Here is a 24,814-nt window from a genome sequence, read left to right on the forward strand (position 1 = left end):
TGAAGCTCCTTTGAAGTGGAGCCGCTACACCCTGTCGCTAAACAGGGAGGGTGGCGGCTGTACGCGGGTTAGCGAACCGGTCAAAGGCACCCGGCAGACCCGAAGGTCTCCCGCATACAGCCACCATGACGAAATCGCGAAAATACAGATCCGCAACGAAGCCTGGAACGCTGATGCACCTTTGACTTGAGTTCGAGTCGCTAAACCCGATCGCTGATTCGTCAGCGACCGGACCACAATAGAACCCGACCCCAAGGCGCACAAGCCGGCGGATTCTGGCGTAGCTGTAGGCAATGGCGCAAGGATGTGTAGCCTTGGAGGTATGTCTGTGGGTGTGTTTTTAAAGTAAAAGATCGCAGCCCCGGCAGCACCAAGGTATTGCCGGGGCTGCGATCTTTTACTTTACATTCTCATTTTAGGGACTGCCGGAGTGAAAACATGGACTGATCGTCTTTCTAAGACCAACTTATTGCGTCGATCATAATTCCAGAGCCAGCGGTCGAGTTGCTGTGTAGTTCAAAATAGGCAAGGCGGTCGTCGTTAAACTCCATTATGTGGGCGACAGGAGTTCCGTTATAGGGTGTTAAATATTTAGTTTCTATCACTTGCCCATTGTCGTCAAAAAAAATTGCACTGTCGGGACCGTAGCTTGCGTGTTCATAGAGAAAACGGATTGCTTTTATTGGTCCCGCGAAGACTTCAAAACGAGTAATGGCAGAGTTTGCAGTCAACAGCCCAAGGTAGTAAAAAGTTGGGGGCTTTGGGATCCCTGAGTAACCATATACTCCTGGCCCTACTCGCCCATTACCTCTGTTTGTAGGGGTCACAGATAAACCGCTGCCGAATCTTGCAGGTGTGTTAAATACAAACTCTCTTATGCGCTCACGTTCAAAGTCTTCAGCTCCAGAAACAGTGACGCGTTTTTTTACAGTGTAGGTGCGCGACGGAAAGGTTACCGCCTGGCGCTCATCGTTGCTGCCGTCGAAACCGACCTTGAACTCGATCCGCAGTCGGGCGCCATTGGCCAATGCCTTTAGCTCGTTCACCGGAGTGTTCGGATACATGCCAGTGGATTCGACTCCTGCAGGCACGCTAGCACCGTTGTAGGTCGTGCTGACCGGCGTTGGGTTACCTTCCGCAAAATAGCGCATCCAGAGTTTTTGTCCCTGTTTGATAAGCGCCCAGGCGGCAATGCGTGTCTTGGCATCGGCCGGCAGGGTGATGACGTTCAACTCGGTCGTGGTATTGGCATTGACGATTGGATTGGGCAGACGCGAGTCCTCATTCGGGATTGTCTGCACATTCAAGGCGAACTCTTCAGACTTGGTCGGTGTGCCGTTGCGGATCACGGTGTAGAACACAGTCACCGCCTTGCCCAAGTTGAAGGCCACCACTTTGTTGGGGATGGGGATCTCCTTGGCGCCCACTGTTCCGACGTCCACCGCTGTCGAGGTGTGCGAACCCTCGGCCGGGGTGCCGGCCGCGCCGGTCCAGGTGACGCTGAGCTTGTCGGTGGAGGCCATGCCGGTATAGCGCGGCACCAACATGGTCAGGTGGTCTTTGGCCGCAAACGGGTTAAGGCTGTTGCCGGAGGCTTCCTTGATGGAAGGTTTGATTGGAATTGTGGTGAAAGTCCGTATTCCCGATTCTTGTTTATCACCATATAACGCCTTCGTTTTGAAACTGTGGGCGCCCAGGTTCAGATCTATTACCCGCAGTTCCCATTTGCCTGTTGCGGTATCGGCAGTTGCTTTACCTTTTGAAGTTGCACCGTCGAATGCTTCGATTTGTTGACCCTTGGCAGCGATCCCGGACAGCGTTACGGCGGTCTCTACTGTGTTGCCGCTCTGTGGAATTTCATTGCCGCTTGGCGAACCCTTCACTGAGGTCAGCGTAGGTGCGGTGGCTGCAGTGACGGTCAACGTCCTGACCGCCGACACCGGTTCCGTGCCGTACAACGCCTTGGCCGTGAATTCGTGGACTGTCAGGCTCAGGCCTTTCAATTCCAGTTCCCACTTGCCAGTGGAGCCACTCACCTGCGCTGTGCCTTTCGACGTCGCCCCATCAAAAATCTCGACATGCAGCCGTGACGTCGCGGTGCCGGTAAGCTTGATGTTGGGGTCGAGGGTAACGGTGTTATTGGGTATTTCCGCTCCTTTGGAGTCCTGCACCGAGGTAATGACAGGGGTCAGTACACTCGAATACGTGAAGGTTCTGCCGACTGATTCCTGGCCGGTGCCGTAATCCGCTTTGGCCTTGAAGGTGCGAGTTCCCACGCTGGGCAATGAGGCGGTGTATCTCCAGGTGCCGGTGCCGTCGACGGGGTATTTGCCTTTTGACGCGGCGCCCTCGAATATTTCGACCTGCTGGTCTGGTGCGGCAGTACCGGTCAAGGTCACAACGGGGTCGACTGTACCGCCGTTATGAGGAATTTCTGCGTTCATAGAGTCTTTGACTGAAGTAACTTCAGGTTTGAGATCCTCTACCTCGCGCCCAACACCGAACACAAGCGAATTGGAGTAACTCGTCCCGCCCGCCGCGCGTTTGATCTCGTACCTGGCCTCAACTGTTCCACCTTCATTGCCCTTGATCAGCTCGGCACCGATGGGGAAGGGCACCGGTTGTCCGGCGGTGAACTCGTTCAGCTTGATCGAATCGGGGTATTCGCCGGTGATCGAGCCGATCCAGAATATGAACACTTCGTCGCCAGCAACCGTTTCGATGTACACCACAGTCAGGGTGGTGCCGGCGGTGTCGGCGGGCAGGACGCCGTCCACTACGCCAGCCACCTCGGGTTCGGGCAGTTCCAGGCGGGGTTCGCCGACTTGCAGGATTTCAGTGTGGATCGACTCGCGAATGGCCCGGGTGGCCTCGTACGGGTTGAGCGTGGCGAGCACCGCTTCGGCGATCAATTGCTGGTAGTAGAACTCCGCCGTGCCGCCGTTGACCGGGGCCAGGTGTTTGCCGTCGATGTTGTACAGCAGCGGTTTCGCGTCGACGACGTCGTTACGGGTGATAAGGCGCGTCGGCAGGTCAGGCAGGTAGGGCTTGAGGTCGGACCTGGTGCCGAGCATGAATATCTTGAGGACCTGGCCTTGGGCAAAGGATTTGTCGAAGGGGATCTCGAGGCGAATCTGAGGCAGTGCGGGGTCCAGCGCCCCGGAGTCCTCGTCCAGCATGATCGGCGCGGCCAGTCGCTGGACTTCGCCGATGGCGGTGATGAACTGGCTTTTGGAATGCCGATGGGGAGGGCTGTCGGCTTTTTTCACGCTGCAGGACAAGGAGAATGTTTTCGTTGCCAGCTGCATCAGCGCTGCGTTGGGCAGTTCGAGTTCGACCACACTCGGCAGGTTGTCCAGCGGTTTGCTTTCCACGTTGAAGTCAATCGGTGCGCCCTCGGTCGGCGTGCCTTTGACCCGCACAATGATGATGTCGCCCAGCTCGAATTCCGACTTCGAGGTGGGGACTTGTGCCGTCCCCGGCTTGCCCGCGAGGGCGTCCAGATCCAGCTCATTGTTTTTGGCTTCCTTGAGTATCGGGGCGTCCAGCCGGGTCGCATCGACGGCCACCACGATGCGCTGTTCGGGGCTCCAGTCTTCGGAGCGATTGAGCACCTTGTCATACACCTCGAACGCCACGGCCACACCGGGAGAATCCGCATCACCGGCCTCGCGGATGACGGCTTCGGTAATGGTCACGAGGACCGGCGCCTTGCCTTCAGCCTGTTCCTGAGTCAGCGGCTCACTGAACACGAAGATCCCGCCCCAACTGATGCGACAGACATCGCCCGCCGCCGCGTACGGGTAGGGCGCTGTGCCAGCGGTCTTGCCAAGGGTGATCGGCACGCCAGCGGCGACGTTGTCCTTGTCGATACCGCCGTCAACGATCTCCTTGGGAATCGTCATGATCAGCTTGGAATGCCCGATTTCACCATTGTCATCGTGCCCGCCCGGACGCGTGAGCTTGACCAGCACCTGCATGACTTCGGACGGCTCATCCGCGCCGCCCAGCGGCTTGACCACATAGGACACCGCGAACGAGCCATCGGCCATGTGCTGGGAAGGCACGAACATGCGCAGTTGCGTGCCGACCTCGGTCTTGTCGACGGTTTCCACCCAGACGTTCTCCCCGGTGCCCCAGAAGATCGTCAACTTGTCGCCAACCGCCATGTTCCCCCACGGCCCCGCCTGGCACAGCAAGCCATTAAGCGGAAAGTTGCCCAGCGCGGCCGCGATGCCGATACCCCAGATAATGGGAACCGTCGACACCGGTTCTTTGCTGCGCCCGGGGATGTCAAGTTCCTTGAGTAGCAGGGGGCTGTTCTGGCTGGGCATGGCGCTGACTCTGTGTGGGAAAGGGACAGCGTGAGTTAACGCGCGTTGAAGGGATTGCGCACCTGTCAGAGTTGACAGGTGCGCCGTGATATCCGACGAGCGGCCGCCTTCACAAGCGGGCTTGCCCGCGAAGGCGTCAGCCGCTCCAACGCATCAGTCATGACGTGCCAGAGAGGCGCGCTAGTGCGGCATCTCCAGATTATCCAGCACCCGATTCACCGCCAGTTCCCCGAGCATGATCAGTTGCGCGATGCCCATCAGCGTCCGGCGTTGCGACGGTTTCACCAGCCCGGCGAATTCCTGGGCGATGGTTTTGGCCGAGGCGAGGGTTTCGCAGGCATTGGCCAGCAGGTCTTCATTTTTGGTGTCGGCGGTGACGGCGTACATCGCGCGGGGGCTGTAGGGCGGTGGAGTGGAGCCGGGTGGGCAGAGGTAATGATCGAGGGCGCGGTCGGCGGCTTCGTGGAGTTTTCTTGAGTCGAGGGATTCGTAGGGGGAGGTGGGGTCGGTTTCGGGCGGGTTGGGTGTTGGTTTGATCATTTTGAAGCTCCTTTGAAGTGGAGCCGCTACACCCTGTCGCTAAACAGGGAGGGTGGCGGCTGTACGCGGGTTAGCGAACCGGTCAAAGGCACCCGGCAGACCCGAAGGTCTCCCGCATACAGCCACCATGACGAAATCGCGAAAATACAGATCCGCAACGAAGCCTGGAACGCTGATGCACCTTTGACTTGAGTTCGAGTCGCTAAACCCGATCGCTGATTCGTCAGCGACCGCACCACAATAGAACCCGTCCCCAAGGCGCACAAGCCGGCGGATTCTGGCTTGGCTGTAGGTATTGGCGCAAGGATTTGTAGCCTTGATACCGTGTCTGTAGGTGTCTTTTAAACTCTTCGTTTAAAAAGCAAAAGATCGCAGCCTTCGGCAGCTCCTACGGGAGACGTAATCCCTAGAGCTGCAGAAGGCTTCGGTTCTTTAGCATTTCAAGACTGATTAAAATAAATCCGCCCCCGAAATATTCATAAATTCTGAATTTTTATTTTGAGGTGGCGAAAATTCAGCTGGAATATTTCATATGTATTGAAAAAGCTATAGGTCTACGCACGATACATAGTCGCTTTGATAATTGCAGACATATAATTTCTTTTCGTCCGTGCTTTTTATAAGATGGCAAGGGACTTCACCCGCAACGTAAAATGGCCCAACGAATCCGGTAGTTGTGTTGACCCTAAAAAGTTTGTTGCTTTCCATGTCTGTAATGTAAATGTACCGCCCGGGGCTAGTGGTTGTAATTCCTCTTCCACCACTGTTTTCGATGTATTTTATGACTCGCTCATCTTTAACGTCTATAACGGCGGTATCATGATCCATGGTAGCGTAGGCAAATTCGCCAAGAGGGCTGAAAGTTATACTCCATGCTCGATCTGAAAGCTCAATTTGACGGACGTTACTGCTTTCAATATCGATTATGGATATATTTGGGCTTTGTGTGTTACAAATGTAAATGGATTTGTCGTCTAGGCTGGCAACGCCGTAGCGGGGGGCTTTTCCTACAGTAATATTTTTGGTCTCGTAAGTGCTTGTATTTATCTGTGTGACAGTATTTGTGGAGTAATTGCAGGTAAATAGCCATTGCCCATTGTTGCTTATGATTACACCCCATGGGCCTATGTCTGTATCAACTGTCTTGATTATTTTTCTCGACAACAAATCGATGACTGTAACTGTGTTTATCATTGAATTGCTCACATAGCATATCCCTTCATCAGGACTCAATGCGATCCCATTTGCGTCAGTAACGTCGTCTATCGTGTTCACAATCTCATGTGAGGCGGTGTCAATAATGGAAATGTTATTTTTCTGCCAGCTGGTTACGTAGATCCGTGTACCGTCCGAGCTGATAGCGATATCCCAAGAGCCACCACCAAGAAATATACTGTTCAGTTGTCCCTGAGCCGTTACGGTCGCTGATGCCTCGCCAACTGACGCACCTTTACTGGCCACCAGATTGTAACTTCCACTTGTCTGAGCGCCCGTTACACCGCGTACACTGACTTTGCCCTCGGTGTTGCTGGGAAAATCCCGTGAGCCGCTTCCTCCATCGCTAAAGCTGAAATCAGCGGGGAGGTCCAATGTGACGGTTCCCTGCAGGGGTGTTCCGTCCAAATTGCTGAGTTGAACTTCGATATCCTTAAGCCGACCTCTCGGTGCGATCACGTAAGGCGCATTGGTGAACTTCACTAGCACTGCGTCCTCGACGGCCTTCACCGTATAAGTCCGCACAGGAAAACCCAGTGCCAGGTTTTCATCCGTGCTGTGATCCGGAGTAGCCATGAAAAACACGGTGAGTGCGCTGAGGTCCTTTAACGCCTGCAGATCCTCCAAGGGAAAGGACGCATCGAGATAACCTTGCGATATCCAGCGGGCGTCCACGGCAGTGCTCGGACCGCTCCACACGATGCGCTTATATTCGGTATCGTCTTTTTTTGTGCCTTCAACTCGCATCCAGACACGCTGACCAGCGGCAATGTGCGGCCAGAAACCACCGCGAAGAGTGGCCGCAGCAGTGAGCGTGGACACATCCAGCTCAGTCCCGTCACCACCGTCGGCCGCCTGAATGATTTTCGGTGAGTGCGAAATATCTACACCCAGCTGCAACACCACTAATGTACGCGGGCGAGAGTCTTCCGGATCCTGGGTGCCGCGTGTCACGCTGTAAAGCAGGGTTACTGATTTGGCGAGGTTGAAAGCGAGCACCGAGACAGCCAGCGGTATTTCTTGCGGACCGACGGTGGTGACTGGCCATGGCTCGGTGGTGTGCGAACCGGCAGCGGGCGTTCCGGGTGCGCCGATCCAGCGGACGATAATCTTGTCGCCGACCAGCATGCCGTCATAGTCGATCACCGCGGTCAGTGCGTTTTGGGCATCCAGCGGGTCGAGGCTGGTGTCGTTCGGTGCTTCCTTGATCTTCGGCTCTTTCAGATCCAGCGCCACCCCAACACTGAACGTCAGCGAATTGGAATAACTCGTCCCGTCTGCCGCGCGTTTGATCTCGTACCTGGCCTCGACCGTTCCGCCTTCATTGCCCTTGATCAGCTCGGCACCGATGGGGAAGGGCACCGGTTGTCCGGCGGTGAACTCGTTCAGCTTGATCGAATCGGGGTATTCGCCGGTGATCGAGCCGATCCAGAATATGAACACTTCGTCGCCAGCAACCGTTTCGATGTACACCACAGTCAGGGTGGTGCCGGCGGTGTCGGCGGGCAGGACGCCGTCCACTACGCCAGCCACCTCGGGTTCGGGCAGTTCCAGGCGGGGTTCGCCGACTTGCAGGATTTCAGTGTGGATCGACTCGCGAATGGCCCGGGTGGCCTCGTACGGGTTGAGCGTGGCGAGCACCGCTTCGGCGATCAATTGCTGGTAGTAGAACTCCGCCGTGCCGCCGTTGACCGGGGCCAGGTGTTTGCCGTCGATGTTGTACAGCAGCGGTTTCGCGTCGACGACGTCGTTACGGGTGATAAGGCGCGTCGGCAGGTCAGGCAGGTAGGGCTTGAGGTCGGACCTGGTGCCGAGCATGAATATCTTGAGGACCTGGCCTTGGGCAAAGGATTTGTCGAAGGGGATCTCGAGGCGAATCTGAGGCAGTGCGGGGTCCAGCGCCCCGGAGTCCTCGTCCAGCATGATCGGCGCGGCCAGTCGCTGGACTTCGCCGATGGCGGTGATGAACTGGCTTTTGGAATGCCGATGGGGAGGGCTGTCGGCTTTTTTCACGCTGCAGGACAAGGAGAATGTTTTCGTTGCCAGCTGCATCAGCGCTGCGTTGGGCAGTTCGAGTTCGACCACACTCGGCAGGTTGTCCAGCGGTTTGCTTTCCACGTTGAAGTCAATCGGTGCGCCCTCGGTCGGCGTGCCTTTGACCCGCACAATGATGATGTCGCCCAGTTCGAATTCCGACTTCGAGGTGGGGACTTGTGCCGTCCCCGGCTTGCCCGCGAGGGCGTCCAGATCCAGCTCATTGTTTTTGGCTTCCTTGAGTATCGGGGCGTCCAGCCGGGTCGCATCGACGGCCACCACGATGCGCTGTTCGGGGCTCCAGTCTTCGGAGCGATTGAGCACCTTGTCATACACCTCGAACGCCACGGCCACACCGGGAGAATCCGCATCACCGGCCTCGCGGATGACGGCTTCGGTAATGGTCACGAGGACCGGCGCCTTGCCTTCAGCCTGTTCCTGAGTCAGCGGCTCACTGAACACGAAGATCCCGCCCCAACTGATGCGACAGACATCGCCCGCCGCCGCGTACGGGTAGGGCGCTGTGCCAGCGGTCTTGCCAAGGGTGATCGGCACGCCAGCGGCGACGTTGTCCTTGTCGATACCGCCGTCAACGATCTCCTTGGGAATCGTCATGATCAGCTTGGAATGCCCGATTTCACCATTGTCATCGTGCCCGCCCGGACGCGTGAGCTTGACCAGCACCTGCATGACCTCGGACGGTTGATCCGTGCCGCCCAGCGGCTTGACGGAATAGGACACCGCAAACGAGCCATCGACCATGTGCCGGGAGGGCACGAACATGCGCAGTTGCGTGCCGACCTCGGTCTTGTCGACGGTTTCCACCCAGACGTTCTCCCCGGTGCCCCAGAAGATCGTCAACTTGTCGCCAACCGCCATGTTCCCCCACGGCCCCGCCTGGCACAGCAAGCCATTAAGCGGAAAGTTGCCCAGCGCGGCCGCGATGCCGATACCCCAGATAATGGGAACCGTCGACACCGGTTCTTTGCTGCGCCCGGGGATGTCAAGTTCCTTGAGTAGCAGGGGGCTGTTCTGGCTGGGCATGGCGCTGACTCTGTGTGGGAAAGGGACAGCGTGAGTTAACGCGCGTTGAAGGGATTGCGCACCTGTCAGAGTTGACAGGTGCGCAGGGGTATCCGACGAGCGGTGGTTTGTTTTTTTGCTTGAGTGAAGGCTGGGAAAACGTCTTCGCGAGCAGGCGCGCTCCCACTACGGAATTGCGTTTCACACCTGCATTTGAGTAGATCGGATCGGCACTTACGCATTCGGCGACGGTGCCCAGGCGTGCGTTTCCGGGCCGCTGCGGCTTGTAAGCCAGTCGAGAGCAGACGTGCGATAAACAGCACTCGAATATTCATAAGTCGATGTCTGGAACGATCAAAATCGCGGCAGGCGCGCCGGGTGCGATCTGATCGTCCGGGATGTAGCTGAATACCCGACCGTCCGCGGCTTCCAGATTCAACCTCACAATTGGCAGAAAACGCCCCGTGATTTGAAAGTAGTCACGTTGGCCGAACTGTGCTTGCAACAGTCCATTGCTGTCGTAATGACCGGTCAAGCTGTAGTAGAAGACTTCCATAGGGATTTGCAGAGGAATGTCCTGCGGCCAGGTGCGTATCATCACTTCGTTCCAGCCATCGCCGTTGGGGACGCTGGGACGAACATCGATGTTCAGCTGAAATTGCTCGGCATCAATGTTGAATGCACAACTGTTGCGCGGATTGGCCGCATAGCGACTTGCCCATGCCTGCACACTGGTCACTCCCAGTTCGTTGCACATTTCACCGCGTATCCGGCACGTGTCTTCGACCGGGCGGCTGGTTGCACCATCGAATGGGTAGGCGCACATCACCGCAAGCGGCGTGGCTGCCGGTGCGGCGCTCTCACGAACAATAAAACCCTGTTTGTACACCGGTTTTTTCAAATCGGCGTCCACGCGCAAATAGGTAAAGGACACTCCGTTATTGGTTACGGAGCCCGGACTCGGATTCCACATGTGGAATGCCGTCGAGGCCTGCGTACCGCGCAGTAGTACGCCGTTGCAGTAATAAGCGGTCGTGCCGTCTGGACACGTAGGCGAGGTGTTTGAATATCTGTCGTTCAACCGCGCCGCCACTTGATAGCCGATGTACAACTGATCCTGCTGGTTGAACCCGAACACCGCATCGGGTGCCTGCGTCAGATCCATGCGCAAGAGCGGCAGCCAATCGCCGGTGGCATTGAAGTAGTCGCGTTGATCCGTCTGGGCGCCGAGCAGCGCGCCCGTTTTCGTAATGTCGTAGAACAGTGCCTGAATCGGCAACTGGGCAGGAGCGTCGATGGCCCAGTTTCTGACTTGCAATTGCATGGGCCGGGCTGACCAATCGTCTTCAAGACCCTGATGGGCCACCAGGCTGGCCTTGAACTGAGACGGCACAAGACTGCTCAGCGAGCATTGTCGCTGCGGTTGTTGGCCCTGCTCCTGAAAATGGCTGAGCCAACCGGTCGCGTCGGTCACCCCTTGAGCCGCGCAGGAGCTGACATCCCGAGCGTGTTTTAGCGCGGTCTGCGTTGCACAGCCGAAGTCCGGGCGATTGCCATCCAGTGCAAGTTCGAAGGGATAGGCGCACAGCACATCCAGCGATTTGCCCTGACCGATGGCGGTAAACGAGTCGCTGAAGATCATCCCGTTCGGCTGCGCCAGCGTGCGGGTGCCGAGGTCCGCGCGCAGATAGGCAAAGCTTTCAGCGCCCAACTGTGTGGCAACGTCGCCATGCTTCCAGAACTCGCCTGACTCGCTACTGCCGCGCACCAGCACGCCGCTGCAAAAGTACGCCGGGTTGGCGCCCACGCATTCGGCGACGGTATTTTGGTAGCGCCTGTTCAGCAACTGTGCGGTTTCCGGGCCGGTGGCGGCTTCGCTCAACGTGCTTGACAGCAGCAGTGCAAGCAACCAGTTTCTGGCACCTGTTATGCGATGCATGATGCACTCCCTGTGCTCGCTCAGACTTGAGAAACGCCCACTACCTGCCAGAACGAATCGGTGTTGTGGCTGCTGGCATTGTCATTTATGGAGTCGCCGTTCAAGTCGTAGGTCCAGGCGGTGCCGGCCCCCAGCACGTCGCCGGTCCAGAACGGATAGTTGAGCCAGCCCAGGTAGGTGGCAACGGGGGCGGCATCGGGATAGTAGAGCGTCCAGAAACGCTTCATCTGGGCGATTGTGGGAGGTTGCAGTTTGGCGGTAGCACAGACCTCGGCCATGCCCTTCCAGTCTGCGTTATGGCTCAGGAAGTGCACTTCGCGAATGCCCTTGATCGTCAGTGAATAGGACCTGGGCACGTTCTGGCTGTCAGTGGCGCTGATCGAGCAATGCCCGTTCCTCATGGCGATGACTTCGCCGGACGCTTCATCGATTTTGGCAATTGTCGAATCACTGCTGGCATACGTGTAAGGTGCGCTGCCCCATTGCGCCTCTCGGCGCATGCGTGCAGCAGAAGGCACTTGCTTCGGTGGTTTTTCTACCGAAACCACATAGTCGAAGTCAGACAGATCCAGTGTTGCATCGACTTCAAAGCCAGCTTGCAACTGCAGAGTAAAAACCAGCGATTCTTTGCGATCGCCTTGGTAAAACTGCACTTCATATCGGATGGGCAACAGGTTGTCGGCACCTGCAACGAACTCTTTGGCCTCGACGGGGAACGTCACATCCCGGCCCACGGCGGACGAGCTGATGGGTATATCGTCTGTGTAATGGTCGCCGACAAACAGATACACGTGGTCACGATACGCCATGCCGTCGTAAGGCTTTATTCTGATAGTCGCGCCAGGGGCCGGAAGTGTTGCCGGGTCCAGAACGCCGTCGGAGGCTTCGTCAACCTCAGGTGCTTGCATTCCACTGTGCTCAGTACCCATGTCACCACCTCTTGATTGTTGGCATGCGGTGCTCTCATTTCCCAGGAGCACCGCGGTTGCTTCAGCGAGACGATTTTTCTGTCTGGGTGGACGGGCCGGTATTCACTTCGAGCCAGCGCTGCGCTTTGAGTGCAAGTCCTCTGGAAACGGGATTCGCCAAGTGCGAGACCTTGCCACGCAAACGATCCTGCACCGCGCTGCTATCGCCGCCTCCGTCGGCATTGCCCCAGGTCACGACGCGTCCATCGGCCGTCAATGCGGTAAATCCATGGGTATTGTCATAGAGCGCCTGGACCTGGGTGAGTTGATCGACAACCGTTGAGGTATCGCCGCCCACCGTGGCATCTCCCCACGCGACGACGGTGCCGTTGCTGCGCAGGGCGGCAAACGCCATCGAGGAACCGCATACCTGAACGATGTCGTCCAGCGCCGCGATTCCAGCGGGCACTTCGCCGCCCTCTGCCGGCCGGCCCCAGGCCACGACATGGCCGTTGCCACGCCGCGCTGCGAACGCACGCCAGGTCGAGCTGACTTCGACGATATCCGTCAGCCCGCCGATCAGCGGATCAATCGTGCCGCCGTATTCGGCGGTACCCCAGGCGACGACCTGGCCGCTGCCACGTCTTGCCGTAAATGCCTGGGCGTTGGCGCAACTCAGTTCGATGATGTCGGTCATGGCGGCGATGTCGGCAGGGACAGCGCCACCATAGGTCGCATGGCCCCAGCCGACGATTCTTCCATTGGCCCGATGGCCGGCAAATGCCCCATAACTGCCGAGTAGCGCATTGATATCGGTGAATCCGCCAATATCGGTTGGAATTTCACCGCCATTCGCTGCCAGTCCCCAGGCCACCAACTGCCCGGTCGCCCGGTGCGCGGCAAAGGCCTGGCCGGCGGCCGTGATACTGACAACGTCGGTCAGGTTGCCGATCGCTTCAGGAAGCGTCCCGCCGTCAGTCGCCGTGCCCCAGGCAACGATGCGGCCCGTGGTCTTCAGCCCGGCGAATGCTGTGGCGTTACCAACCACTTGCTTGAAATTCAACGGGTCAATGCCGATCATGCTTGCGCCTTCTGCGGCAGTGCCCCAGGCCACTACTGCGCTGTTGGCGCGACGGGCCGCGTAAGCGCTGCGTGAGCAGCTCACTTCGACGATGTCATCCATAGTGATGATGGTCGACGGAATGTTCGCCCCATAAGCCGCGTTGCCCCAGCCCACCACATCGCCTACATCGCGGTGAGCGACGAACGCTGCCAGCCCGGTCACCGTGGTGTCGATCCCGTTGCCGATGATGTTGGCCGGATTGAGCGTGACCAGGTCGTCAGCGGTGCGCACCTGCAGGGGTTCGTGCGGAGCGGTGTCGCGCCAGGTGGTACCACTCGACCATTGGCTGCCCGAAGGGTACTTCCATTCGGCCACCAAGGGTTGGCCCGTGTTGGCATTGAAAGCACTCAAGATTCGCGTGGCGCTGGAGGCCCGGTAAGTACTGCGGTTATAGCGTGCACCGAGCACTTTCAAAGTGCCGCTGCCGATCACCTTGCGCACGTCATAGACCGTTGGGTCAGAGGGGCCGTCGCTGCTACCGGCCGCGCGTTTAACGGTGTAGGAGAGTGCGATCTCACCACCTTCTTCAGCGTTGATTCGCGAGTGCGGTATCTTGATGGATGTCAGTTCCTTGTCCGCTTCGGTCGACAGCACTGTGTGGGGATGAGGTGTTGTGGTCTTGCCCGCGACGGTCACCGTGATCTCATCATCGGTCTTCAATTGCGCGGAAGCTGCGATAACCACAGTGGCGCCATTCGGGTAAACATCATCGGGGTTCAGCTGATCTTTTTGCGCACCGGTTGCTTCACGGAATGTGGCAACCGGCAGCTTGAATTCCTGTGCCTCCACCTTCAGGTCATAGTCTTCACCCGTGGCGGAGCCGCCCTCGAACAGGTCTACCCGATAACTGACGATGACCGCTTTATTCAAACTGGCGAGGACTTTCTCGCGGTCAATCGGGAACTCCACATCTTTGCCTTGGTTGTTACCGCTGACGGACTTGTCATCTTCGAACTCGTCGTCGATGGTCGCCCACTTCATGTAGAAGTGGTCGCCAGCGTTTTCGGGACGGTTGGCGGGTATGACAACGGTGGCGCCGTTGGGGGCGTTGGCCGGATCGAGTATGTTATCGATGGCTTCGCGCACTTTGGCGGGGTCGAGCAGTTCCTGCTGGGCCTGCCCCACAACAAAGGTCAGCGGATTCGAGTAACTGGTTGTATCGGTTTCGGCACGCCAGATCTCATAGGCGACCGTTACCTTTTTATCGCGGTTCGGTTCGATGTGCTTGGTAATGAAATCAGCGCGCAGATTGAAATTGACATCCCTGTTGGCCGACAGTCCATTGAGTCTGATCATATCTTGCGTCTTGCCGGAGACTTCGCCCTCCCATCGGTAGGTCACTTCGTCCTTGTCCTTGCTCGGAGTGCCTGTGGGTCGCGGCGCGGTAAGCCTGCTTTCTCCGTTGGGCAAATCGGCGGGCTCCAGCGCTCCATCCTTCACCCCCAGGACCAGAGGCGCATCCAGTTCGAACCGCGGCTCCCCCACGTTCAACGGTGCAGTGGAGCGCGATAAGCGACTGATGATGGAGTCGCCTTCGGCGATGAGCAGTTTGTACGCCAGGGTGAGTGTGCCGCCCTCAATCGTCTTGAGGTGCTTGCCCTCGACCGTCACGGTGAATCCGTTTTTATCTTCAACCTCGACACGGTCCGGAAGATAGGGTTCGAACAGCGGGTTATACGTGGAGCCGTTGGGCCGGATGCCTATCCATTGCACAGCGATGCCCATGCCGACTTCTATGACCGGATCATGCGGAATACGAATTCTGGTAAAAGCGAGATCAGGGTCGAGTGCGCCGTTTTCCATGTCATCAGCAAGCGGTGCGGCAAGTTGCAAAGGCTCCCCGTCGATTCGCACGAACTGCCTTTTTGAGTGGAACGTATCACTGGCGGTGGGACGTTCTACCTCATAAGAAAAAGTGACCTGGGTTTTCGCCAGCGTGCGCAGGTCGGCGTTGCTGAACGGGAATTCGTAGGTGTGGGGAAGGTTGTCGACCAATTGTGGCGCTGCGGGGAACTCAATGACGTCACCATTTTGAGCAGTGCCACGCAGGACTGGCTTGATCGTCTCGTTATGCTCGAACTGCGGTGTTCTTGCGACGACTTGTAGCGTAATGCCCTTGTCACCGAGCTTGTCGAGGTCAACGGCATTGTTTTGCGCTTCCTTGACCAGTGGCGCGTTACGCAGGTCAACGTTGAGTGATACCCGCAGGCGGGTTTCCTTGCACCAGTCCTCCGAGTAGTTGGACACAATGTCGCGGATTCTGAAGCTCACCGCCAGGCCTGAGTCGTCAGTATCACCCGCTTTTTCAATAGTTTCTTTTGTGATCCTGATCACGAACGGATTAGCGGCGGGATCGCGGATTTGCTCCGCGGTCAACGGGTCGGATTCCACATACACGCCACCCCAGCTCAGAACAGCGATATCTCCCACGGCAGCGTCGGGATAGGGCGGTTCAGCGCCTGCTGCAGCACGGATGACAATGGGTACGCCTTCTTCAGCGATGTCGCCGTCGATGATGCCATTGACGATTTCCGGTGGGATGTACATGAACAGATTGGAATGACGGCCTTCCTCCGGGTCTGTGTCCTGGCCAGCGGGTATTTCGAGTTTGACGCGAAGTTTGACGGGCGGCGTTTGGGATTCCCACTCTTGATTGAGTCGTTTTACCCGGTAGGACAGGGTGTAGGCGCCTGTTGAAAGATGGCGTGGTGCGACAAACAAAGTGATGCGTTGACCGATGTCGGTGTCGTCGGAGATGACATATTCGTCAACGAGGCTACCGTCGAGCAACAGTTCGCACCTGTCGCCCCTGCCCATCAATGACCAGGGATGGATATAAACCTGTAGTCCTTTGTCCGGATGTACGCCTCGCGCAGCTGCAGCATTTATCCCCCACTCACCATCTGGTAGTTGTGGAAGGGTACGATCCGGAATTTCCGGCTCAATCAAGCCTGATGTTGGAATTGCAAATGCGTGTTGGGCCAGCATGGCGAAAACTCCCGTCCGAGCATTGAGCGACAGGGATGAGTTAACGCTTATGGCACAATTATGGACACTGTCAGATCTGACAGGTAAGGGCTGTTTTCCGACGAACGGTAGTTGTGGTTTGTCACTCAGGATCTGCGCAACGTCTTCTGCCGCAAAATATAAACCGTCACCAATACCGCACTGGTCAACATGAAACCTCGCGCCCAAACCAGCGGCACGAGATAACAGGAAAACAGAATGCTCGCCCACATCAGCCCGATCGCGTAGACCTTGCCTTTGAGTGGAATGCCATTGCCTTCGAGGTAGTCGCGGATCCATGGCCCCAGGCGAGGATGCTCGACCAGCCAGCGATAGAAGCGCGGAGAGCTGCGCGCGAAGCACGCCGCAGCGAGGAGGAGGAAGGGGGTGGTGGGCAGGACCGGCAGGAAGATGCCGATCACCCCCAATGCCACGCTGAGCCAGCCGATGGCCAGCAGCACGTAGCGCAACATCAGGGAGCGGTTGCCTATGGGGTTGTCCATAGGCCGGATCTTAGTGGTGACGAGGCTTGAGGATCGCCGGTTTTTCATCGGGGGCCTGGCACAGCAGGTACAGCGCGGTCAGGGCTTCCGGGATCTGCACGATCATGTCGTCCATCAGATTGGCGTCCTTGGCGATGTCTTCGAACTCCGGTTGTTCGTCGAACAGGCCGGAGCCGACCATGATCGGCAGGAGCATTTCGCTGACTTCTTCTTCGGCGGTTTCGAACCAGGCCGCTTCGCGCAGGAACACCCCTTCCATGAAGCCGATGCACCAGCCGCGCAGTTCGGAATCGTCCGGCTCTTCGCCCAGATCCAGTTCGCAAGGCAGTTCGAATTCTTCATCCGAGGCCAGTTGACGAGCAATGTGCGCTTTCAGGCCGATCAGCGTGGCTTCGATTTCGGCACGCTGGGCTTCGTCGCTGTAATGCGGCTCTTCGGCGAACAGCGCGTCGATCCACTCGCGCTCCGGAACGTCTTCGGAGCAGATCGACAGCGCGGTCAGGTAACCGTGGGCGGCGACGTAATCCAGCGCCTCTTCGTGCAGCTCGTCGGCGTCGAGGAAGACTTGCAGGCGGGTCAGTTGCTCAGCGAAGGACATTACGGGGCTACCTTGGGGAATAAACAATGCGGGAATTCTAGGCCTTCTTGCGCGCTCTAGCCAGCCGCTTGGCAGATTTGCCCGAATTACCGGCCTTGCTGGAAAGATGAATAACCCTGTGGGAGCGAGCCTGCTCGCGAAGGCGGTGTATCAGGCACTTTTGCATCGACTGACAGGTCGCTTTCGCGAGCAGGCTCGCTCCCACAGGGTTTTGTGTGTGGCAGGTTTATCAGGTGTCTTCTCAGCGGCACCCTCTGCGGCGAAGGCCTCGGGTATACTGCCGCGTTTTGCGATCCCTGCCGGCGCTGCGCTGGTCATGCAATGTGTTCTTACGTTTTGTTTAAGCAGCCGAGGCTGCTCTGAACCAGCCTGAGCAGGGATGTATCGGTAGATTTTTGGAGTTTTTATGCTCGAACAGGCTCAACGCGTCCTCAAGGACATCTTCGGCTACGACAGTTTCCGTGGCCGTCAGGGTGCGATCATTGAGCGCGTGGCCAGCGGCGGTGATGCGCTGGTGCTGATGCCTACCGGTGGCGGCAAGTCGTTGTGCTTCCAGGTGCCGGCACTGTTGCGCGAGGGCCTGGCGGTGGTCGTTTCGCCGTTGATCGCGCTGATGGACGATCAGGTCGCCACCCTCGAAGAGCTGGGCGTGGCTGCCGCTGCACTGAACTCCACGCTGAGCGCCGAGCAGCAGCGCGATCTTGCCGTGCGGATCAAGCGCGGCGAAGTGAAAATGCTCTACCTGGCACCCGAGCGTCTGGTTCAGCCGCGCATGCTGGCATTCCTGCAAAGCCTGGAAATCGCCCTGTTCGCCATCGACGAAGCGCATTGCGTGTCGCAATGGGGCCACGACTTCCGCCGCGAATACCTGCAACTGGGTCAATTGGCAGAACTGTTCCCCAACGTTCCGCGCATCGCTCTCACCGCGACCGCCGACAAGCGCACCCGTGAAGAAATCGTCGATCGCCTGCACCTGCAAAACGCCGAGCGCTTCCTGTCGAGCTTCGACCGTCCGAACATTTTCTACCGCATCGTCCCGAAAGAGCAGCCGCGCAAGCAGTTGCTGGCGTTCCTCGCCGAACGGCGCAGCGATGCCGGCATCGTTTACTGCCTGTCGCGCAAGAAAGTTGAAGAAGTCGCGGCGTTCCTCAGTGAGCAGGGCTTCCCGGCGCTGCCGTATCACGCCGGTCTGCCCAACGATCTGCGCGCCTATCACCAGAAACGCTTCCTCAACGAGGAAGGCCTGATCATGGTTGCCACGGTGGCGTTCGGCATGGGCATCGACAAGCCCAACGTACGCTTCGTCGCGCACCTCGATCTGCCCAAATCTCTCGAGGCGTATTACCAGGAAACCGGACGCGGCGGCCGTGACGGGCTGCCGGCGGATGCGTGGATGGCCTACGGTCTGCAAGACGTGGTGATGCTCAAGCAGATGCTGCAGAACTCCGAAGGCGACGAGCGGCACAAGCGTCTGGAGCAGCACAAGCTCGACGCCATGCTCTCGTTGTGCGAAGAAACCCGCTGCCGTCGGCAGGCACTGCTGGCCTATTTCGATGAAGACATGCCCGAACCGTGCGGCCATTGCGATAACTGTGTCGACGGTGTGCAGACCTGGGACGCGACGGAGCCGGCGCGCCAGGCCTTGTCGGCGATTTTCCGCACCGGTCAGCGTTACGGCGTCGGCCATCTGGTCGACGTGTTGCTGGGCAAGGACAACGAAAAAGTGCGCAGCTTCGGCCATCAGCACCTGTCGGTGTTCGGCGTGGGCAAGGCGTTGAGCGAGAGCGAGTGGCGCTCGCTGTTCCGCCAGTTGGTCGCGCGTGGGTTGGCCGATGTCGATCACGAAGGTTATGGCGGTCTGCGCTTGAACGACAGTTGCCGCCCACTGCTCAAGGGCGAAGTGAAACTGGAACTGCGCCGCGACCTGAAACCGCAGGTCACCGCCAAAACCGGCAGCAAGAGCCAGGCCAGCCAGCTGGTGCGCGGCGAGGAACGCGAACAGTGGGAAGCCTTGCGCGCACTGCGCCGCAAGCTTGCCGAAGAACATGGCGTGCCGCCGTACGTCATCTTTCCCGACTCGACGCTTTTGGAAATGCTGCGCAGCCAGCCGACTTCGCTGGCGGAAATGGCCCGGGTCAGCGGCGTCGGCGCGCGCAAGCTGGAACGCTACGGCGAAGCCTTCCTCGAAGTGCTCGGCGGCGAGGCCGAGGCGCCGAAGGTGGTGGCCGATGTCCGTCACGAGCTGATCACCCTGGCCCGCGCCGGCATGACCCCGCTGCAGATCGCCGGGCAGTTGCAGTGCTCGGAGAAGAACGTCTACGCCATGCTCGCCGAAGCCATCGGCAAGCAGCAATTGTCGCTGGAGCAGGCGCTGGACTTGCCTGAGGAATTGATGAGCGAAGTGCAGGACGCATTTCTCGACGGCGAAGGCGAGTTGCCGTCCGTCGCCGAAGTGGCCGAGTTATTTGCCGGGCGTGTCCCGGAAGGCGTGCTGTATTGCGTGCGGGCGGCGTTGCAGTCTGAATTCGAGATGTAATCTGGCCCGTCCCCTCATCGGAACGCCGCCCGCCCATCCCTCTTCCAGAGGGAGAGGGGGCCGATCACGGTGTCTGGCGCCATACGTCGACCTGCAAGAACGAGTCGATTACGGATTCAGCGAGCGCTGTCAGGTCGACGAATCTTCAAAGCATCCCCCAATCAGTTCCCTCTCCCTCTGGGAGAGGTTTAGGTGAGGGGCTTTTGATCTTCACGCAGTTGTAACGATTCAGTACAGAGCGACTCTTGCCTATAACTGCCACCCATGCTTAGCTGACTAATAATTAGATTTCCCGTATTTTCAGTCTAACCGTGAGTGTTTTATGCCGTTAACCGATCAACATCGCTTTGGTATGCAACTGGCCCAGATGTCCCGTGGCTGGCGTGCCGAACTGGATCGTCGTCTCGCCGGGCTGGGCCTGTCGCAGGCGCGCTGGCTGGTATTGCTGCATCTGGCGCGCTTCGAGGAGGCGCCGACCCAACGCGAACTGGCGCAGAGTGTCGGCGTCGAAGGCCCGACTCTGGCGCGCTTGCTCGATAGTCTGGAAAACCAGGGACTGGTGCAACGCCAGTCAGTGATGGAAGACCGCCGGGCGAAAAAAATCGTTCTCTGCGCACCTGCGCTGCCGCTGATCGAACAAATCGAAACCATTGCCACACAACTGCGCCACGAATTGTTCGAAGGTGTCGACGAGGCGGATTTGAAGGTGTGCATGCGCGTTCACGGGCACATTCTGGCCAATCTGGAAAAATCTTGAGGCACATCCCGACGGCGATTTTTTGAGAGATCGCTCTGAGCCGACTATAAGAACTACTGGGCAATATCGTGTTCGTAACGGATGTGCGAACGCATAGAAACCGGTTTTGCTTATTTAAGGGATGCTCATGCTCGCAAGTCGGCACATGCTGCGCGGGGGCGCCAAATGGCTGCTCGCTGCCGGCGTATTCAGCTATTCGACCTGGTCGATGGCGTTGGGGTTGGGCGAAATCACTGTTCACTCAGCCCTCAATCAGCCGTTCAAGGCCGACATCGCACTGGTCGATGTCGGCACGTTGACGCAAAACGATCTCTCGGCCAGCCTGGCTTCGGCGGATGAATTCGGCCGGGCCGGCGTCGAGCGGGTGTTCTTTCTCAACGACCTCAAGTTCACTCCGATCCTGCGTGGCAGCCGCCAGATGATCCGGGTGACGTCGGGCAAACCGGTCAACGAACCTTTCCTGAACTTCCTCGTGCAGCTCGATCAGCCCAACGGCCGACTGCTGCGCGAATACACGGTGCTGATCGACCCACCGGGTTCGCCGGGCATCGTGCCCGCCACCGACGAGCCGGATCCGCGCCCGCAATCCTCCGAGTTTCCAACCGTCGAACCGGTTACCGCACCGCCCCAGGCTGCCCAAGGCAAACGCACCGCCGCGCCTGTGCCGCCAATGCCAGCGGCACCTGCCAACGATGCGCAGGCCGAGCAACTGGCCGCCAGCGTGCTGCTGACTCAGCAGTTGCAAAAGACCCTCGACGAACAGAACCTCAGACTGCAAGAGCAACAAGTGCAAATAGCCGACGGCAAGAAGCAGATCGAAGATTTGCAAACCCGTCTGGCCGAAGTGCAGAAAGCACCGCCACCGCCCGTGGTCGCGCCGGTTCCGCCTGCTGTTTCAGCTCCGGTCGAGGCGACCGACGATGGCTTGAACTGGCCATTGCTCGGTGGACTGGTATTGCTGCTGGGCGCGCTGGCAGCGTTGCTCATACGCCGCCGTCAGCAACGTTCGACAGCAGATGGCACGCCGCTGCCGCTATTACCGGTGAGCGCTGAAGACGACGTCGATGAGCCCGAACTTCAACAATCTGTCGGTTCGCACGCGGCCACCGATCATCGCGACGAACCCGGTGCCGGCGACGTGCTGGAGGCCGTGGGCATCTACTTGGCCTATGGCCGACTCAGCGAAGCGGCCGGGTTGCTGCGCGACGCCTTGCACAAGGAACCCGGGCGTACCGATATCGGTTTGCAACTTTTGGAAGTACTGGGACGGCAGGGCGACAGCGCCGCTTACGAACAGCAGGAAAACCATCTGCGTGCCCTCGGTGTTGATGACCGCGAACTGGTCGAAGCACGCGCTCGCCATCCGAAACTGGCGGGCGCAACACCGGCGGTGTTCGCGACGCCAGCTGCCCCCGAGCTGCCCGTGGCCACGGCAGCGACCGTCGCCGCGCCGCTCGCATCAACGCTCGGCTCTGCCGAAGACGATTTCGAATTGAATCTGGGTGAGCTGTCGATGGATTCAAATTGGGATCTCAACGACAGCCGCACCGGTTCCGCCGCGCCGCCGATCGATGATCCAGAGCTGGGCACAAGCCTGTCCGTGCTACCGGTCGACTTCGAATTGCCACAGGCTGCATCTGGCGAGGAAGCCGAGCTCGAATGGATTCCCGAACCCGACGCCCAGCCGCTGGACGACGACTTTCTCAATGAGTTCGGCGATTCCGAACCATCGCTGGTGTTGCAGCCTCTGGATCTGCAATTACCCGAGTCCGGCGAGACCGAGGCCGCCGGCAAGCTCGAACAGGCGCAAACCTGCATTGACGACGGCGACATCGACAGTGCGATCACGCTGCTCAATGAGTTGCTCAAGGAAGGGGATGAGCCGTTGAAGCAGACGGCAAGGACGTTGCTGGCGGGGATTCGCTGAGCGCCGACGGATTTCGGGTTCATCCTGGACCGCTTTCGCGAGCAGGCTCGCTCCCACAAATGGAATGCGTTCTCCCTGTGGGAGCGAGCCTGCTCGCGAAGGCGCCAGATCGGCCAACGCCGGTTTCAGGTCAGAACGTCTGCCCCAGATTCAGATAAACCGCCTGCTCGTCCGCATCATTCAACCCATACGTGAAATTCAACGGCCCCAGCGGCGTATCGAAGCCGATAAATACACTCGCGGCATTGATGTAGCCGCTGTCGAACTCGTTGTCGTTGTTCCACGCCCGACCGCGTTCCAGCGAGGCGCCGGCGTACAGCGGGAAGTCCAGCGGCAGATAGGAGCGCGGCGTCAGACGGCGGTAATACACGGCGCGCATCAGGCTGACGTTCTGCCCGGACAGCGCGTCCTCACGGAAACCCGATAGCTGCCGCGCGCCGCCGAGCAGGAAACTCGACGTCACCACATTGGCATCGTCCAGCGTACGGCCATAGCGCCCACCAAGAATCAGCGTATCCGGCCCGTGGCTCATGGCCTTGTCGAACTTCGCTTCCCATTGGCGATAGCGGTTGTCTGAACCCAGACCTGGCTCGAACTGGGCGAACGTCAGGCTGACGTCCTTGCCCTCGTGCGGAAAATACACGTTGTCCAGCGAGTCGTAGGAATACTTCACGGTATAGAAACCTTCGTTGAAGCTCTCGCTCGGCAGGTCCTGATCGCCAATGCGCACGTCAGCCTTGCCCCAGGCCTGGCCGACGCCGAAGCGCACTTCGCCGTTGTTGCCGATCTGTCGGCCGAGATTGAGGCCGAAGCCGTAGCGCTCGACGCGATACTGCGCGATCGGATCGTTATCCAGCACCGAGTCAACGTTCTGCGCCTCGAACGACGCGTAGGGCGCGACGAAGTAACGCGAGCCGACATCCAGCGGCTGATAGAACTCGCTGTACAGCTCCTGCTTGTCGCCGATCTGCGCGCGGGTCAGCCACTCCGCGCCGAGGCGGTTGATGCCGTTGACGCGGTAACTGGCGCCGAGGTTGAAAGCACTGTCGCCGCGCATGTCGTCCGACAGATTGAGGCCGACCCGCAAGTAATCGGTGCCGCTGCGCTTGCCGCTGGCGCTGATGACCAGGGTGTGATCCTGGCCTTTGTGCACCACGCGGTAACGCACTTGATCGAAGTAATCGAGGCCGTACAACGTGCCCATGTCCGAGTGCAGGCGCCCCAGATCCAGCGGTTCGCCGATCGGCTGGCGGATGTAATAGCGAATCACGTCATCATCGACTTTCGAATCGTTCTCGACGCGGATTGCGGTGATGATCGGTGTGCGCTGTCCCGGCTGGCGGGCGGCGTTCAATTCCGCGTCCTGGGTTTGAGTCGGTTTGAGTTGGGCCAGACGGGCATCGAGGATGCGCGTGGCGCGGTAGCCGGCATCGATCATCTCCTGAGCCTTGCCGAAATCGGTCACGCCGAACGCGGCCAGCGCAGGCTGGATCAACACGTCATTGGCATGCAGAGTCGCCAGTTGCTCTTCGGAGTTGCGCCGGGTCATCAGGGTGATCGACTGATTGAGCACATCGACCACCGTGGTCAGTTGCTTTCGGTTGCGCAGCGGCGTGCCGATATCGACGACGATCGCCACGTCGACGCCCATTTCCCGCGCGACATCCAGCGGGATGTTGTCGGTCATGCCGCCGTCGACCAGCAGTCGCCCGTCGAGCTCCACCGGTGCGAACACCGCGGGGATCGACATGCTCGCGCGGATCACCTGCGGTAGGTGGCCTTTGCGAAACACCACTTTTTCGCCATTGGCAATGTCGGTGGTCACGGCGCGAAACGGGATCGGCAGTTTGTCGAAGTCGCGGGTGTCGCTGGTGTGAGCCAACAGGCTTTCCAGCAGCAGCGCGAGGTTCTGGCCCTGAATCACCCCCAACGGCAGGCCGAGGCTGCCGTCATCACGAAAGCTGAGTTTCTGCTTCACCAGAAAATCGCGGTCGTCCTGCTTGCGCCGGAACGGCACATCCTCACGCGGCGGCGCGTCGGAGAGCGCGGCTTGCCAGTCGATGCTCTGCGCGAGTGTTTCCAGCTCATCGATCTTGTAACCCGAGGCGTACAGGCCGCCGACCACCGCGCCCATGCTGGTGCCGGCAATCGCATCGATCCTGATGCCTTGTTCTTCCAGCGCCTTGAGCACGCCGATGTGCGCCAGCCCGCGCGCAGCACCGCCGGACAGCACCAGGCCGATTTTCGGTCGTGGCGCTTCACTGGCGTGGACCAGCAGGGGAAGGAAACCAAGCAGCAGGCAGAACAGCAAACGGCGCATTGTGAGTCTCGGGGCAAGCGGTAAAGCCGGCTATTATAGCGGCGCCCTTTG

The 24,814-nt window shown here is 58.9% G+C and carries 12 protein-coding genes; 3 read left to right on the forward strand and 9 right to left on the reverse strand.

Annotated elements, in window-relative coordinates:
• Positions 1–455 precede the first annotated feature (455 nt).
• The 8 genes from J2Y90_RS13175 to J2Y90_RS13210 all read right to left on the reverse strand — a co-directional run bounded on the left by J2Y90_RS13175 (position 456) and on the right by J2Y90_RS13210 (position 17,223).
• Positions 456–4,334, reverse strand: coding sequence for a hypothetical protein (locus J2Y90_RS13175; protein ID WP_253500289.1), 3,879 nt, complete (start codon positions 4,332–4,334; stop codon positions 456–458).
• Between the two features lie 180 nt (positions 4,335–4,514).
• Positions 4,515–4,874, reverse strand: coding sequence for a DUF6124 family protein (locus J2Y90_RS13180; RefSeq protein WP_253500291.1), 360 nt, complete (start codon positions 4,872–4,874; stop codon positions 4,515–4,517).
• 546 nt (positions 4,875–5,420) lie between these two features.
• Complete coding sequence (locus tag J2Y90_RS13185) at positions 5,421–9,167, reverse strand: YncE family protein (RefSeq protein WP_253500293.1); 3,747 nt, start codon at positions 9,165–9,167, stop codon at positions 5,421–5,423.
• A 310-nt stretch (positions 9,168–9,477) separates the two neighbouring features.
• On the reverse strand, positions 9,478–11,055 hold the full coding sequence (locus J2Y90_RS13190) for a hypothetical protein (RefSeq protein WP_253500295.1): 1,578 nt from the start codon (positions 11,053–11,055) through the stop codon (positions 9,478–9,480).
• A 50-nt stretch (positions 11,056–11,105) separates the two neighbouring features.
• The gene (locus J2Y90_RS13195; protein WP_253500297.1) at positions 11,106–12,014 is read right to left on the reverse strand and encodes a hypothetical protein; all 909 of its coding nucleotides are present in this window, start codon (positions 12,012–12,014) and stop codon (positions 11,106–11,108) included.
• Between the two features lie 61 nt (positions 12,015–12,075).
• On the reverse strand, positions 12,076–16,104 hold the full coding sequence (locus J2Y90_RS13200) for a hypothetical protein (protein ID WP_253500299.1): 4,029 nt from the start codon (positions 16,102–16,104) through the stop codon (positions 12,076–12,078).
• A 125-nt stretch (positions 16,105–16,229) separates the two neighbouring features.
• The gene (locus tag J2Y90_RS13205) at positions 16,230–16,625 is read right to left on the reverse strand and encodes a YbaN family protein (RefSeq protein WP_253500301.1); all 396 of its coding nucleotides are present in this window, start codon (positions 16,623–16,625) and stop codon (positions 16,230–16,232) included.
• A 10-nt stretch (positions 16,626–16,635) separates the two neighbouring features.
• The gene (locus J2Y90_RS13210) at positions 16,636–17,223 is read right to left on the reverse strand and encodes a YecA family protein (protein ID WP_042607482.1); all 588 of its coding nucleotides are present in this window, start codon (positions 17,221–17,223) and stop codon (positions 16,636–16,638) included.
• A gap of 406 nt (positions 17,224–17,629) precedes the next feature.
• Between J2Y90_RS13210 and recQ the strand changes: the two genes are divergently transcribed.
• The 3 genes from recQ to J2Y90_RS13225 all read left to right on the forward strand — a co-directional run bounded on the left by recQ (position 17,630) and on the right by J2Y90_RS13225 (position 22,443).
• Entirely contained in the window at positions 17,630–19,759 is a 2,130-nt protein-coding gene (gene recQ, locus J2Y90_RS13215) for a DNA helicase RecQ (RefSeq protein WP_253500304.1), read from the forward strand.
• 322 nt (positions 19,760–20,081) lie between these two features.
• Positions 20,082–20,516 carry a MarR family transcriptional regulator gene (locus J2Y90_RS13220; RefSeq protein ID WP_016771142.1) on the forward strand — a complete coding sequence of 145 codons (435 nt, stop codon included), beginning with the start codon at positions 20,082–20,084 and terminating at the stop codon, positions 20,514–20,516.
• A 127-nt stretch (positions 20,517–20,643) separates the two neighbouring features.
• Positions 20,644–22,443 carry a FimV/HubP family polar landmark protein gene (locus J2Y90_RS13225; RefSeq protein ID WP_253500306.1) on the forward strand — a complete coding sequence of 600 codons (1,800 nt, stop codon included), beginning with the start codon at positions 20,644–20,646 and terminating at the stop codon, positions 22,441–22,443.
• Positions 22,444–22,573: 130 nt separating this feature from the next.
• On the opposite strand, the gene J2Y90_RS13230 is transcribed toward J2Y90_RS13225, so the two are convergent.
• On the reverse strand, positions 22,574–24,763 hold the full coding sequence (locus J2Y90_RS13230; protein ID WP_253500308.1) for a patatin-like phospholipase family protein: 2,190 nt from the start codon (positions 24,761–24,763) through the stop codon (positions 22,574–22,576).
• Between the last annotated feature and the right edge of the window lie 51 nt (positions 24,764–24,814).

The organism is Pseudomonas koreensis (assembly GCF_024169245.1).
GTDB lineage: Bacteria > Pseudomonadota > Gammaproteobacteria > Pseudomonadales > Pseudomonadaceae > Aquipseudomonas > Aquipseudomonas koreensis_F.